This window comes from Schaalia georgiae DSM 6843 (assembly GCF_000429245.1).
GTDB classification, from domain to species: Bacteria; Actinomycetota; Actinomycetes; order Actinomycetales; family Actinomycetaceae; genus Pauljensenia; species Pauljensenia georgiae.
In genome coordinates, this window is record NZ_AUBM01000006.1 from 184,727 (window position 1) to 197,983 (window position 13,257).

13 protein-coding genes are annotated in these 13,257 nt (G+C 68.5%); 6 read left to right on the plus strand and 7 right to left on the minus strand.

Annotated elements, in window-relative coordinates; genetic code table 11:
- The first annotated feature begins 39 nt into the window (after nucleotides 1–39).
- The 3 genes from G447_RS0100840 to G447_RS0100850 all read left to right on the plus strand — a co-directional run bounded on the left by G447_RS0100840 (nucleotide 40) and on the right by G447_RS0100850 (nucleotide 3,433).
- Nucleotides 40–1,170, plus strand: a complete 1,131-nt coding sequence (locus G447_RS0100840; protein WP_026429686.1) for an ABC transporter ATP-binding protein — start codon at nucleotides 40–42, stop codon at nucleotides 1,168–1,170.
- Between the two features lie 182 nt (nucleotides 1,171–1,352).
- Nucleotides 1,353–2,618, plus strand: a complete 1,266-nt coding sequence (locus G447_RS0100845) for a DUF4032 domain-containing protein (RefSeq protein WP_026429687.1) — start codon at nucleotides 1,353–1,355, stop codon at nucleotides 2,616–2,618.
- 62 nt (nucleotides 2,619–2,680) lie between these two features.
- Nucleotides 2,681–3,433, plus strand: a complete 753-nt coding sequence (locus tag G447_RS0100850; protein WP_026429688.1) for a glycerophosphodiester phosphodiesterase family protein — start codon at nucleotides 2,681–2,683, stop codon at nucleotides 3,431–3,433.
- Between the two features lie 84 nt (nucleotides 3,434–3,517).
- Here the strand turns inward: G447_RS0100850 and G447_RS0100855 are convergent, their stop codons facing one another.
- Both G447_RS0100855 and G447_RS0100860 read right to left on the minus strand, forming a co-directional pair.
- Nucleotides 3,518–4,720 carry a hypothetical protein gene (locus G447_RS0100855; protein WP_026429689.1) on the minus strand — a complete coding sequence of 401 codons (1,203 nt, stop codon included), beginning with the start codon at nucleotides 4,718–4,720 and terminating at the stop codon, nucleotides 3,518–3,520.
- Between the two features lie 288 nt (nucleotides 4,721–5,008).
- Nucleotides 5,009–5,707 carry a hypothetical protein gene (locus G447_RS0100860; RefSeq protein WP_243442270.1) on the minus strand — a complete coding sequence of 233 codons (699 nt, stop codon included), beginning with the start codon at nucleotides 5,705–5,707 and terminating at the stop codon, nucleotides 5,009–5,011.
- 245 nt (nucleotides 5,708–5,952) lie between these two features.
- Between G447_RS0100860 and G447_RS0100865 the strand changes: the two genes are divergently transcribed.
- Nucleotides 5,953–7,425, plus strand: coding sequence for a flotillin family protein (locus G447_RS0100865; protein WP_026429691.1), 1,473 nt, complete (start codon nucleotides 5,953–5,955; stop codon nucleotides 7,423–7,425).
- A gap of 243 nt (nucleotides 7,426–7,668) precedes the next feature.
- Here the strand turns inward: G447_RS0100865 and G447_RS0100870 are convergent, their stop codons facing one another.
- The 4 genes from G447_RS0100870 to G447_RS0100885 all read right to left on the minus strand — a co-directional run bounded on the left by G447_RS0100870 (nucleotide 7,669) and on the right by G447_RS0100885 (nucleotide 10,621).
- The gene (locus tag G447_RS0100870; RefSeq protein ID WP_026429692.1) at nucleotides 7,669–8,337 is read right to left on the minus strand and encodes a hypothetical protein; all 669 of its coding nucleotides are present in this window, start codon (nucleotides 8,335–8,337) and stop codon (nucleotides 7,669–7,671) included.
- Nucleotides 8,338–8,493: 156 nt separating this feature from the next.
- Nucleotides 8,494–9,522 (minus strand): class II fructose-bisphosphate aldolase, encoded by a 1,029-nt coding sequence (fbaA, locus tag G447_RS0100875; RefSeq protein ID WP_005871896.1) that lies wholly within the window; start codon nucleotides 9,520–9,522, stop codon nucleotides 8,494–8,496.
- 103 nt (nucleotides 9,523–9,625) lie between these two features.
- The gene (locus G447_RS0100880) at nucleotides 9,626–9,817 is read right to left on the minus strand and encodes a hypothetical protein (protein WP_026429693.1); all 192 of its coding nucleotides are present in this window, start codon (nucleotides 9,815–9,817) and stop codon (nucleotides 9,626–9,628) included.
- 162 nt (nucleotides 9,818–9,979) lie between these two features.
- Nucleotides 9,980–10,621, minus strand: a complete 642-nt coding sequence (locus G447_RS0100885; protein ID WP_243442271.1) for a TrmH family RNA methyltransferase — start codon at nucleotides 10,619–10,621, stop codon at nucleotides 9,980–9,982.
- 34 nt (nucleotides 10,622–10,655) lie between these two features.
- Here G447_RS0100885 and G447_RS0100890 point away from each other — a divergent pair, with 34 nt between their 5' ends.
- Both G447_RS0100890 and pyrE read left to right on the plus strand, forming a co-directional pair.
- Entirely contained in the window at nucleotides 10,656–11,480 is an 825-nt protein-coding gene (locus G447_RS0100890; protein ID WP_005871908.1) for an HAD-IIA family hydrolase, read from the plus strand.
- A 33-nt stretch (nucleotides 11,481–11,513) separates the two neighbouring features.
- Nucleotides 11,514–12,083 carry an orotate phosphoribosyltransferase gene (gene pyrE / locus G447_RS0100895; protein WP_005871925.1) on the plus strand — a complete coding sequence of 190 codons (570 nt, stop codon included), beginning with the start codon at nucleotides 11,514–11,516 and terminating at the stop codon, nucleotides 12,081–12,083.
- Between the two features lie 351 nt (nucleotides 12,084–12,434).
- Here pyrE and G447_RS0100900 read toward each other — a convergent pair whose 3' ends face one another.
- Nucleotides 12,435–13,247, minus strand: coding sequence for an SDR family NAD(P)-dependent oxidoreductase (locus tag G447_RS0100900; protein ID WP_026429695.1), 813 nt, complete (start codon nucleotides 13,245–13,247; stop codon nucleotides 12,435–12,437).
- Nucleotides 13,248–13,257 lie beyond the last annotated feature (10 nt).

Genomic DNA, 13,257 nt, shown 5'->3' on the forward strand with positions numbered 1-13,257 from the left:
ATCGTCCGGCACGTACCTGCCGGTGGGAAGGAATCGCATATGGCAACCGTCACCTTCGACAAGGCAACCCGCGTCTACCCGGGTTCCGACAAGCCCGCCGTCGACCAGCTCAACCTGGAGATCAAGGACGGCGAGTTCCTCGTTCTGGTCGGCCCCTCCGGCTGCGGAAAGTCCACCTCCCTGCGCATGCTCGCGGGCCTGGAGGACGTCAACTCCGGCCGTATCCTCATCGGCGACAAGGACGTCACGGACGTCCCCCCGAAGAACCGCGACATCGCGATGGTCTTCCAGAACTACGCGCTCTACCCGCACATGTCGGTGCGCGAGAACATGGGCTTCGCCCTGAAGATCGCCGGCACCCCCAAGGAAGAGATCAACAAGCGCGTCGAGGAGGCCGCTAAGATCCTCGACCTGGAGCCCTACCTGGACCGCAAGCCCAAGGCCCTGTCCGGCGGCCAGCGCCAGCGAGTCGCCATGGGCCGCGCCATCGTGCGCAAGCCCCAGGTGTTCCTCATGGACGAGCCCCTGTCGAACCTGGACGCGAAGCTACGCGTGCAGACCCGCACGCAGATCGCATCCCTGCAGCGCGAGCTCGGCGTCACCACGGTCTACGTCACCCACGACCAGACCGAGGCGCTGACGATGGGCGACCGCATCGCAGTCCTCGCCGGCGGCCTCCTCCAGCAGGTCGGCACGCCGCAGGAGATGTACGAGCGCCCCGCCAACGAGTTCGTCGCCGGCTTCATCGGCTCCCCCGCCATGAACCTGGGCACCTTCACGGTGGACAGCGAGTGGGCCAAGCTCGGCCCCGCCCGCGTCGCCCTGTCCGAGGCCACCCGCGCCGCGATGACCGACGAGGACGGCGGAAAGATCAAGATCGGCTTCCGCCCCGAGGGCCTGGACGTCGTCCCCGAGGGGACCGAGGGCACCATCCCCGTCGAGGTGGACTTCGTCGAGGAACTCGGCTCCGACGCCTACGTCTACGGCCACCTGGCCGGAGCCGAGGAAGACGAAAACCTGGGCTCCGGAGCCGAGGGCACCGGCAAACAGCTGATCGTCCGCGTCCCCCCGCGCACCGCGCCAGAGCGCGGCGGCGTCGTCCACGTGCGCATCCGCGAGGGCCAGCAGCACAACTTCTCCGCCTCCACCGGCGAGCGCCTGCCGGAGTGAGCGGCACCAGAGGGAGCTGACGGGAGTCGGGTCCCGGCCCCGCGGAACAGCGGGGCCGGGACCCCTCTCCGTGTGACGCGAGCGGGATTGGTGCACCGCCGCCCTTGTGGTGTTCGCCGCGACCCCGACGCGCAGCCCGCAGGACGTTTACCCAGGCCACCGTCCAGTGAGACAATACAGGCATGCCTGAAACTATGGAGATCACGGCGGCGAACGTCGACCCCGCCCTCCTCGACCTCCCGTGGGACACCCCCCTCCAGGAATGGCCCGACTCCATCCTGGCCGCCCTTCCGCGCGGCATCTCGCGCCACATCGTGCGCTTCGTCAACCTGTCGGGCCGGATCCTGGCGGTCAAGGAGATCGGTTCCTCCGTCGCCCACCACGAGTACGACATGCTGCGCGACTTGGCGCGTCTGGGCGCCCCATCCGTCATCCCCACGGCCGTGGTCACCGGCCGCACGTCGCCGACCGGAGAAGAGCTCAACGCGGCGCTGGTGACCGAACACCTCACCTTCTCCCTGCCCTACCGCGCGCTCTTCTCGCTGAGAATGCGCCCCGACACCGCCTCGCGCCTCATCGACGCGCTGGCCCTGCTGCTGGTCCGGCTGCACCTGCTGGGCTTCTACTGGGGCGACGTGTCCCTGTCCAACACGCTGTTCCGCCGCGACGCGGGCGCGTTCTCCGCGTACCTGGTGGACGCGGAGACCGGCGAACTCCACCCGCGGCTGACCGATGGGCAGCGCGAGTACGACGTCGACCTCGCCCGCACGAACATCATCGGCGAACTCATGGACCTGCAGGCCGGCGGCTACTTCCCCGACGACGCCGACCCCATCGAGATCGGGGACCGGATCTGTGCCCAGTACGGCCTCCTGTGGAATGAGCTCACAGGGGAGGAAACCATAAGCCGGGGCCAGCGGCGCTACAAGGTGTCCGAACGCATCCGCCGCCTCAACGACCTGGGTTTCGACGTCGCCGAACTGCGGATGGCCTCAGACGCCTCGGGCGAGCACCTCAGCATCCAGCCGAAGGTCGTCGACGCGGGCCACCACCACCGCAAACTCATGCGCCTGACCGGCATGGACGTCGGCGAGAACCAGGCCAGGCGCCTTCTGGCGGACATCGACTCGTGGCGGGCCACGACGGGCCGCTCCGCCACGCCCATCGAGCTGGCCGCCCACGAGTGGCTGACCGACGAGTTCACCCCGGTCGTCACAGCAGTCCCCCCGGCCCTGGCGGCGAAGCTCGAGCCCGCGCAGATCTACCACGAGTTCCTCGACCACCGCTGGTACCTGGCGCAGCAGGCGGGCCACGACCTCCCCCGCGACGAGGTGATCCGCTCGTACATCGACACGATCCTGCCGGGCAAGCCCGACGAGGCGGTGCTGCTCGACCCCGGCGAGGCCGGCGCCCCGGCCTCAGCGGCGTCCAACCCCGACCTGTGGTGACCGCGCCGACGGCACCCAATGGCGCACAATGGGTGCGCCCGGCAACACGACCTGGAGGAACCATGACGCCACTGCCCCGCATCATCGCCCACCGCGGCGCGAGCTCCTTGGCCCCCGAGAACACGATCGCCGCCTTCGCCAAGGCGATGGAGGTGGGCGCGCGCTGGTTCGAGTTCGACGTGGGCGTCATCGGCGACGGTTCCCTGATCGTCATGCACGACGACACGCTGGACCGGACTACGACCGGTTCGGGCGGCTACGACGGCCTCGCCTTCTCCGACATCCGCAAGCTGGACGCGGGGCGCTGGTTCTCCGGCACGTACCGTTTCGAGCGCGTTCCCGAGGCCGCTGACGCGATCGAGTTCGGCAACACCGCGCAAATGGGCATGCACCTGGAGGTCAAGCCCTGCCGCCGGAATCCGCTCCTGCGGGAACGCCTCGTCGAGGCACTGGCCGTTGCCGTCGACGCCGTGGGCGACCCCGCGCACTTCGTCGTGTCCTCCTTCGACCACGACCTGTTGGCCTCGTTCCACGGGGCGCGCCCCGACGTTGCCCTCGGCTGGCTCGTCAAAAGGGGCGAGACCCCCTTCTCGTGGCGCGGGGGCGCCGATGCCCTGGGCTGCGCGGCGGTGCACCCGCCGCTGGAGGGACTGACCGAGGAGGAGGTCGCGGAGATGCGTGCGACGGGCTTCGACGTCAACGTCTGGACCGTCAACGATGTCGAGTGCGCAGAGCGGCTGGCCCAGTGGGGCGTGACAGGCGTGTTCACGGACGTTCCGCAGGACTTCCCGGCCGAGGCCCTGGCGCGCCTCTGACCGGCGTCGGCCGCCGCCCCGGCCGGAGCCCGCGCCCGCCGACTGCTCCGGGGCGGTCCTCCGCTCCGGTCGGCGGGCGCCCGCTCAGCCCTGACGGCGCAGGTAGCGCTTGGCGACGTGCTTGGCCAGGGAGAGCTCCGCGATGGAGTCGACCAGCATGAGGGCGCCGACAACGCCCGCGAACCGGGTCCACCCCGAGCGCGGCGACGAGGCGCGCGCCGCCGTCACGACCAGGCCGGTGCCGATAATGGCTTCCGCGCCGACGGCGGCGTGGATCAGCCAGGGGCGCTGGACGGCGACGGATTCGTAGGAGTTCCACAGCGGTTTCACAGCGGATTCGGGCTCGCCGAGCATGATATCGACGCTGCGCCCGATGGCGTTGGAGATGCCGCGTGCCAGGTGCACGGTGACGCCCTCGACCTCGGACGCCTCGGTGGCCCCCAGGAGGAACCCCGCGACTCCGGCGGGCAGTCCGAGCGCCTTGACGACCTTCCACACGGACTCCTCGCCGTGCGTGGTGGTCGCGGTGGCCCACAGCGCAGCCGGGTCGGCGCCGGGGACGGCCGCGGCGATGGCCTCCAGGTCGGGGCGGTCGCCGACCAGGTCGATGACCTCGTCCGGCAGTTCGGAGGCCTTGGCGCGGGCGCCGGGGACGAGCGCCGTTTCCATGCCCCAGTTGTGGCTGACGATGTGCTCGATGTGGTCGTCGGTGACCAAGAGGACTTGGAACTCCGAGTCGGACACGGAGAGGGTGACCAAGGGGAGCTCCCCGAAGTTCCACCCTTCCTTCTCAGGGGGCAGCTCGGCCAGGAGGGCGCGGTGCCCCTCGTCGAGTTCGAGGTCGCCCAAGTCGACGCCCTCAAGGGCGGCGAGCAGGGGGACGGAGGAGGCGGGGGTGCGCCCTATCTCGACGATGCGGGTCGGTGCGCCTTCCCCGTCGGCACTGGGGGCCCCGTTTTCCGAGGCGGCACGGCCCAGGGGGGAGTCGCCCTGGGGAAGGTGGTCCGCAGTGGTGGAGCCGATGCGCACCTCGGCCTTGAAGAGGACGGCGATGTCCTCGGCGAGCTCTTCGAGGGCGGGGCCGGCCTCGACCTGCTCGGAGCCGACCGGGACCGTGGCAATGTGCTCCCCATCGGTGGCGACCGTGAGGCCGAGCATGTGCGGGGTCGAGGCGAACCATTCGAGTTGGGCGAGCACTCCGCGTTCGTGCAACTCCTCGCGGACGGCGTTGGGATCCAGCTCGTTGCCGATTATCATGCCTTCCGCGCGGGTCCAGTCCTGGGTCATGGCGCCTATCCCTTTCGCTGTTGCGGCGCCCTCATCGCGCCGCGGTTACCCCTATTGTGGCGCATGGCGCCCATGGTTGGCGACTACTTGCGCGAACCAAATCCGACACAAGATGGCACAGTTCCTGAAAGATTCGGACCGTGAAACTGATGTCAGACGAATAATCCAGGATCGGGGCGGCCGCGGACCGACTCCCAGGACCCGCTCCAGCGCAGGGGCACGGGCAAGGGCGCAGGACCGTGGAACCCCGCGCCCCAGCGCCGAGCGCCCGAGCGGGCCCACTCCCCCTCATAATTGTTCGGTGCCACCCCATTCGACCGCGGTGAATCCCGCCCGCGGGGGCGGGGGCGTGAGGGTTTGCGGCCGGACAACGGTGGAGGCGTCGGCCTCGCGGATCGTCATGAACACCCGGATGAACGTATCGGGGACGATCTGCTCGCCGGAGGCGTCGGTGAAACCGTAGGAGGCGCGCTGCGTGTAGGCGCTCGCATCAAAAGACACGAATGTGTACTCGTGAGAGCGGATACGGGGCGCCCAGAAGGCGATGAAGTCGGCGGCCTCCCGATCGCTGAGTCCGAGCTGGGCGAGCTTGTCTTCCAAGAAGGGCACCGCCTCGTCGCGGGATACGACAAAGCCGCTGCCGGGTTCGGGCAGCGCCATCGTCGCATCCCAGAAGAGGGAAGGATACGTGCGCCCGGACGCATCCATGAGCGTGCCGTCGGTCGCGGCATCGACGGTCCACGAGGCTCGGGTGCGCCCGTCAGCGGAGACGGCCTGGTCCGGGGCCGGGTACACGGTGTCGAGGGTCCCCTCCAGATCCAGCGTCACCGTTACCGCCTGCTCCTGCTCCGGATACAGGTACAGCACCGGCTTGTACGCCCTCTGATCCTCCATCGCGTGGGAGACCTCGAGGAAGAGTACAACCGCAGCACACAAGGCCACAACCACGAGTAGTATCTGCAGTATTCTCTTCAGTATTCTTTTCACGGCATCCCCCCACTCCTGATACGCCCGTCGTTGGGTCGTCGCTTGCCGCTTCCGGCAGTTTTCTCATCATAGGATCCGTGTTCGCCTCGTTTCAAGCCCCTCACAAGGGATGACAAACCTCTGACCACGCCACGCGCCCACGAGCGACGAGCCAATGTTGAGTGATGCACCGCACGCTGCTATTCTGACCTGTTGCGCGGCGTTCAGCGCACGAGCGCCGCATCCCGAAATGAAAGCAATATGCCATGTCAATTCCATCGATCGCGGCGCTCGTTATCGGCGGCGTCGTCCTGGTCTTCCTGTTCCTGTGGGCGAGCTTCGTCTCCGCCTCCCCCGGTGAGATCAAGGTGATTTCCGGGCCCCGCGGCCAGAGGGTCCTGCACGGGAAGACGGGGTGGAAGGTCCCCCTGTTGGAGCGCGTCGATTCCATGACCGCGTCGATGATCTCGGTCGACGCCCAGACAACGGACTTCGTTCCCACGAACGATTACATCAACGTCCGCGTGGACGCCGCCGTCAAAGTCCGTATCGCGACTGACGACCCCACGCTCTTCCGCGCCGCGACCCGCAACTTCCTTTACAAGGAGACGCGCGAGATCTCCGAGGAGGTCCGCGACACTTTGGAGGGGCACCTGCGCGCCATCATCGGGCAGATGAAGCTCACGGACATCATCACGGACCGTGCGGCCTTCTCCGAGCGCGTCCAGGAGAACGCGACGCTCGACTTGGAGGAGATGGGCCTGGAGATCGTCGCCTTCAACATCCAGAACGTGACGGACCAGAACGGGGTCATCGACAACCTGGGCATCGACAACACGGAGCAGATCCGCAAGACTGCGGCCATCGCGAAAGCGAACGCCCAGAAGGAGGTCGCGCAGGCAACCGCGGTGGCGGAGAAAGAGGCGAACGACGCCCAGGTCGCGTCCCAGCTGGAGATCGCTCAGAAGCAGACGGACCTGGCCAAACGCCAGGCCGCGCTGAAGGTCGAGGCGGATACGGAGAAGGCGAAAGCGGACGCCGCCTATGAGATCCAGTCCCAGGTCCAGCGCCGAGACATCGAGCGGGAGACCGCCCAAGCTGACATCGTCAAGCAGGAGCAACAGGCCGTCATCAAGGAGAAGGAGGTCGTGGTCACCCGCCAGGCCCTGCAGGCGGAGGTGAACGCGAAGGCGGACGCGGACCGCTACGCCATGGAGAAGAAGGCCGACGCCGCCCTGTACACGCGCCAGCGCGACGCCGAGGCCGAAGCATTCGAGCGCACGAAGAAGGCCGACGCCGACAAGCAGGCGATGCTGGCCGAGGCCCAGGGCATCGAGGCGCGGGGACGCGCTGAGGCGACCGCCATCGGCGCGAAGCTCACTGCCGAGGCCGAGGGTCTGGAGAAGAAGGCCGAGGCAATGACGAAGATGAACCAGGCCGCGGTCCTCGAGATGTACTTCCGGGCACTTCCCGAGGTCGCCCGCGCAATCGCCGAGCCCTTGGCCAATGTCGATTCGATCACGATGTACGGCGAGGGCAACAGCGCTCAAATGGTCGCCGACATCACGAAGTCGATCACCCAGGTCAACTCTGGCCTGGGCGATTCGCTGGGTCTGAACCTCCAGCAGCTGTTCTCGGCCCTCGTGGGTGCGAAACTGGTGTCGCCCACTATCGCCGACGCTGTGGAGGAGGGCGTGCGCGGGGCGGCGAAGCCCCAGGACCGGTCGCCGAAGGCCTGAGCGGATCCCACCGCCGAAAGCGGGAGGCCGTACGACCGCTGCGCCGAGCGCCTGAGAGGACCCACCGTCCGGCGGTAGTCGCTCTGCCCGGCCCGCGACCGCGTGGGCCCAGCTCCACAGCCCTTCCATTCGGGCCTGCTCTCCACGAGTGCCCGCGTCCCCTCACTGGGGTCGCGGGCACTGGTGTGTCACGGTTGTATGCTCATAGTTCGGCGCCGAGTGCCTCAGCGGGCCCGCTCCCTCTCATAGTTCGGCGCCGCCCCATTCGACGGCCGTGAAACCCGTGCGCGCAGGCGCGGGATCGAGCACCTGCTCGGGCACCCGCGTGTTGGCACTGGCCGCACTGATCGTCATGAACACCCGGATGAACGTATCCGGCTCCACCACCGACCCATCATCAGCCGTGAAAGTGTAACGCGCCGCCTCCCGGTACGCGCCCGAATCAAAAGACACCAGCGTGTACTCATTGACCCGCATCCGCGGCGCCCAATACGTGATGAAATCAGCCGCCTCCCGCTCATCAAGCCCCAACAGCGCCAACTTCTCCTCCAAGAAGCCCACCACATCATCCCTGGCCACCACGAAACCCGACTCCGAGCCCAAGTCCGCACCCGTGGGCCCCTCCCAGAACAAATACGGGTACACGCGCCCACCCCCATCGCGCAGCACCCCATCAGGCCCAGCCGTCACACTCCACGACGCCAACGCCCTGCCATCAGCGCCCACACCCTCCACAGCCACCGGGTACGAATCCGACACCACACCGTCATACGACAACCCCACACCCAACGACACAACCCGCTCCGGATACAAATACAACACCGGCTTCCTGGACACTGCTCGCTCCCTGCACCCCCCGAGTGCGACGAGGACGATGGCAATGGCACCGATGGCGGCGAGTGCGCGTTTCATTGGGATCAGCTCCTTGGTTCTCACTGCTTGCGCGGGTGTTGTCATGGGATCGGCGCGCCGGGGGCGCGGGTATGGGAAGGGCCCACCGGGGAAGCGCGCCCCGGTGGGCCCGAGTCCTCCCGGCGCAGTCGTGCGCGCCGGGAGGACTGCAGTGTTTCAGCGCATCTGGGTCCCGACGGAGCCGAGGCGCTGGCAGGCCTCGACGACGCGGGCGGCCATGCCGGCCTCGGCGGCCTTGCCCCAGGAGCGGGGGTCGTACTGCTTCTTGACGCCGACCTCGCCGTCGATCTTGAGGACGCCGTCGTAGTGGCGCATCATGTGATCGACCACGGGGCGCGTGAAGGCGTACTGCGTGTCAGTATCGACGTTCATCTTGATGACGCCGTTGGCGACGGCCAGGGCGATCTCGTCCGCGGTGGAGCCGGAGCCGCCGTGCATGACGAGGTCGAAGGGGCGGTTGTTCTTCCAACCGACCTTCGCGGCGACCTCTTCCTGGATGGTGCCCAGGATCTCGGGGCGCAGCTTGACGTGGCCGGGCTTGTACACGCCGTGGACGTTGCCGAAGGTGAGGGCGGTCAGGTAGCGGCCGTTCTCGCCCAGGCCCAGGGCCTCGACGGTCTTGAGGGCGTCCTCGGTGGTGGTGTACAGCTTCTCGTTGATCTCTCCGACGACGCCGTCCTCCTCGCCGCCGACGACGCCGATCTCGATCTCCAGGATCGTGTTGGCCTTGACGGACAGGGCCAGCATCTCCTTGGCGATCTCGAGGTTCTCGTCGAGCGGCACGGCCGAGCCGTCCCACATGTGGGACTGGAAGGTGGGGAGCTTGCCCTCGGCGACCTGGCCGGCCTCGATCTCCAGCAGCGGGCGCACCCAGGAATCGATGTTCTGCTTGGCGCAGTGGTCAGTGTGCAGGGCGACGGTGATGCCGTAGTTCTTGGCGACTTCGTAAGCGTAGGCGGCCAGGGCGAGGGAACCCGTGACGCGGTTCTTGATGGTCGAGCCGGAGCCGTACTCGGCGCCGCCGACCGACACCTGGATGATGCCGTCGGACTCGGCCTCGGCGAAGCCCTGAAGGGCAGCGGTCACGGTCTGGGAAGAGGTCACGTTGATCGCGGGGTAGGCGAACTTGCCTTCCTTCGCGCGATTCAGCATCTCGGCGTAAACCTCAGGGGTTGCGATAGGCACGGTATAGCCTCCTAATCAAAGCGACAAATCTGTCGTAGCCAATTGTGTCACACATGGGCCCCGTCACGCGAGGATGGAAGTCCCAGTGGCACCGGGGTGGACACTACTCGGACGAGGCCGCCGTCTCGACGACCGCCGTGGCCGGGGAGGGCGCGATCTGGCCGCCAGCCGCCAGCCCCCACGCGAGCAGGCCGCCGAGTACGACGACGACCGCCAGCAGGCACACGACGGCGGCACCGAGCGGGGCGTTCTGGGACACCCCCGGCGGGAGGTGCTGAGGTACGCGCGCTGTCATGATCCTCCTTCGCGGCGCCGCGCCCCGGGGCGCGGCATTGCGGAATCCCATTCACATCGGTCAGCCCCTGCCGGAACGAGATTCCTCGTGGTCGTTCTGGGCCTGCGGCCATAGTACCACCTCCTCTAACCATCCGGTCAGCGTTGATCCACGAACCTGCCTTCAACCGTGCTGGGAGCACCACGCCCACATGGCGATGGCCGCGGCGTGGCCGACGTTCATCGAGCGCGTCGATCCGCGCTGCGTGATCGCGACGACCGCACCGCAGGCTGCGAGCGCCCCCTCGCTCAGCCCTCCGGACTCCTCGCCGAAGAGCAGGCACGCGGGCGCGGGCAGGGCCAGGCCCTCCAGGGGCACGGAGCCGGGGACGTTGTCGAAGCCGACCAGCACCAGGCCCTCGCGGCGGCAGTGCCCGGCCAGCGCCGCCGCCCCCTCCATATGATCGACCTCGATGTACCGGTCGGTCACCATCGCCCCGCGCCGGTTCCACCGCCTCCGCCCCACGATGTGGACGCGGCGCGCCCCCAAGGCGTTCGCCGTGCGCACTATCGAACCGATGTTGAAGTCGTGCCCCAGGTTCTCGACGGCAACCTCGAAGGGGAGCGCCCGCGAGGCCACGTCCGCGCGGATCGCCTCCATCGTCCAGTACCGGTAGCGGTCCTCGACATTGCGGCTATCGCCCCCGGCCAGCAGGTGGGGATCGTAGCGCGCGTCGCGCGGCCACTGCCCGGGCCCGCCCGGCCACGGGGGAACGCCCCTGGCCGCAGGCGCTGCGAATTGTCCCTCGTTTTCCCTGTCGTTCATCCCCACCACACTAGCGCCCGCCTACACTTGGAGTATGACCGCATCAGCGAACCACACCAAGCCCCTGACCGACCTCCCTCCCGTGTCGGCGTGGCTTTCCGACATGGACGGCGTTCTGATCAAGGAGGAACGCGCCCTTCCCGGGGCCGCGCAGTTCCTCGACGCACTGCGATCCAAGGGCTACCCGTTCCTGGTCCTCACCAACAACTCCGTGTTCACCAACCGGGACCTGTCCGCCCGCCTCGCCCACTCGGGCCTCGAGATCCCCGAGGACAACATCTGGACCAGCGCGAACGCGACCGCTGCGTTCTTGCAGCAGCAGTCACCGAACTCCACCGCCTACGTCATAGGCGAAGCCGGGCTGACGACCGCGATCCACTCCGCGGGCTACGTCATGACTGAGACGGACCCCGAGTACGTGGTCCTGGGCGAGGTCCGCTCCTACGACTTCCACGCCCTGACCCGGGCGATCCGCCTCATCGAGGGCGGCGCGAAGTTCATCGCCACCAACCCCGATGTCTCCGGCCCCTCCGACGAGGGCACCCTGCCCGCGTGCGGCGCCATCGCCGCGATGATCACGGCGGCCACCGGCAGGCGCCCGTACTTCGTGGGCAAGCCGAACCCCGTGATGATCCGCGCGGGCCTGAACAAGATCGGCGCCCACTCTGAGCACGCGGCCATGGTGGGCGACCGCATGGACACGGACATCCGCGCGGGCGTCGAGGCGGGCCTGCGCACACACCTGGTCCTGTCCGGCTCGACCTCGGTGGACGAGATCGAGAACTACCCGTTCCGCCCCTTCGGCATCCACGAGGGCGTCGGCGAGCTCATCGAACTGGTGGGCTCAGCCGTCGGCTGAGCCCCCGACCGCCCCGCACGATTTGGAGACACCATGACCAACGACTCCCACAAGGCCCGCCTGGCCGCACTGGTCCGCGAACTGTCCGTCGTCCGCGAGAGGGTCACGCTGGCGTCCGGCCGCGAATCCGACTTCTACGTGGACATGCGCCGCGCCACGTTGCACCACGAGGCGGCGCCCCTCATCGGGCACGTCATGCTGGATCTGCTGGAGGAATCCGGTTTCTCGGTGGGCGAGGACTACGGGGCCGTGGGCGGTCTGACGATGGGCGCGGATCCGGTCGCCGCGGCGATGCTGCACGCCGCGGCCTCGCGCGGCCTGGATCTGGACGCCTTCGTGGTGCGCAAGGCCGCGAAGGACCACGGCATGAGGCGCCGCGTCGAGGGCCCCGATGTCACTGGGCGCCGCGTCGTCGTCCTGGAGGACACATCGACGACGGGCGGATCGCCACTGGAGGCCGCCCTAGCGCTGCGCGAGGCGGGCGCGGAGGTCGTCGCCGTCGCCGTCGTCGTCGACCGGGCCACCGGCGCGGAGGAGCGCATCAGGGCAGAGGGCTTCCCCTACTTCTACGCGCTGGGCCTGAGCGACATCGGCCTGGCCTGACGCCCGGCCGGTTCTGCGGGTCCACGCGGGCGGCCCGCCGCCCCCTTGGTTACGCACACAAGGGCCGGATTTACGCAACACGTTGTCGCACACAAGGGCTTGATTCCGCCCTTGTGTGCGACTCGTGTTGTTTATTTCGTGCCCGTTGTGTGCGTATTCGGGTGACGCCCAGCAGGCGGTTGCGCCTGCCCCGCCAGAGCCATTGGGACCGGGGGCAGAAGGCGCACCGGCAGGCGGCATCCCGGACAGCGCCCCGCCACATCACCGCGACGACGGAGATCACAACCGCCCCACAGCAGCGCGCCCGCGTGGCCCCTGGGCCTGACGGGCCCGCCCCCGGGGGCGCGGGGCTCACATGTGCGGCAAGAAGCGCATGGCGCGCAGAACGAGCGCTCGGGGCGCCACTTTCATGGCGGCCATCGCGGCCTTGTAGGTGAGGGTCGGGGTGGTTTGGACACGCCCGGCGCGCACTGCCCGGAGGGCGTCGGCGACGACCCTCTCGGGGGTCGCCACCGCCAGGCGCCCACCGAGGTCGATTCCCGCGTTCGCGAAGAAACTGGTGGCGACGGGGCCGGGGCACACGACGGTGGCACTCACGCCGCTGCCCGCCAGCTCCTCGGAAAGGCCCTCGGTGAAGGCCACCACCCAGGCCTTGTGCGCGGAGTAGGTCCCGCCACCCGTGCGCGAGGCGACCGACCCGATATTGAGGATGGCCCCGCGCCCACGACTCCTCATCGAGCGCGCCGCGTAGTGGCTGAGGACCATGACGGCGCGGACCATGACGTCGAGTCCGCGTTCCTCGTTGGCCACGGAATTATCGACGAAGGCCCTGCCCAGTCCGAAGCCCGCGTTGTTGACCAGCAGGTCCACGGGCCGCTCGGAGGCGGCCCCCGGCCCCTCCTCGCTCCCGGTTGCACCACGGGGGCTGTCCGGGCCCCCGGCGTCGAGGCGCCGGGACACCGCGGCCACCCCCTCGGGCGTCGACAGGTCGGCGGCGATGACCTGGGCGCCGACCCCGGCGACATTGCGGAGTTTGTCGGCGAGCGCTTCCAGGACCTGCACCCGGCGGGCGACGAGCACTAGGTCGTGCCCCCCGGCGGCCAGTTGCCAGCAGAATTCCTCCCCGAGACCGGAAGTGGCTCCGGTGACCAACGCTGTTCCCATAGGACCACGA

Excerpts from the sequence above, each read along its gene's own strand:
- G447_RS0100840 (WP_026429686.1), top strand. The coding sequence starts at position 40 with ATGGCAACCGTCACCTTCGACAAGGCAACCCGCGTCTACCCGGGTTCC.
- G447_RS0100845 (WP_026429687.1), top strand. The coding sequence starts at position 1,353 with ATGCCTGAAACTATGGAGATCACGGCGGCGAACGTCGACCCCGCCCTC.
- G447_RS0100850 (WP_026429688.1), top strand. The coding sequence starts at position 2,681 with ATGACGCCACTGCCCCGCATCATCGCCCACCGCGGCGCGAGCTCCTTG.
- G447_RS0100855 (WP_026429689.1), bottom strand. The coding sequence starts at position 4,720 with ATGACCCAGGACTGGACCCGCGCGGAAGGCATGATAATCGGCAACGAG.
- G447_RS0100865 (WP_026429691.1), top strand. The coding sequence starts at position 5,953 with ATGTCAATTCCATCGATCGCGGCGCTCGTTATCGGCGGCGTCGTCCTG.
- G447_RS0100870 (WP_026429692.1), bottom strand. The coding sequence starts at position 8,337 with ATGAAACGCGCACTCGCCGCCATCGGTGCCATTGCCATCGTCCTCGTC.
- G447_RS0100880 (WP_026429693.1), bottom strand. The coding sequence starts at position 9,817 with ATGACAGCGCGCGTACCTCAGCACCTCCCGCCGGGGGTGTCCCAGAAC.
- G447_RS0100885 (WP_243442271.1), bottom strand. The coding sequence starts at position 10,621 with ATGAACGACAGGGAAAACGAGGGACAATTCGCAGCGCCTGCGGCCAGG.
- G447_RS0100890 (WP_005871908.1), top strand. The coding sequence starts at position 10,656 with ATGACCGCATCAGCGAACCACACCAAGCCCCTGACCGACCTCCCTCCC.
- pyrE (WP_005871925.1), top strand. The coding sequence starts at position 11,514 with ATGACCAACGACTCCCACAAGGCCCGCCTGGCCGCACTGGTCCGCGAA.
- G447_RS0100900 (WP_026429695.1), bottom strand. The coding sequence starts at position 13,247 with ATGGGAACAGCGTTGGTCACCGGAGCCACTTCCGGTCTCGGGGAGGAA.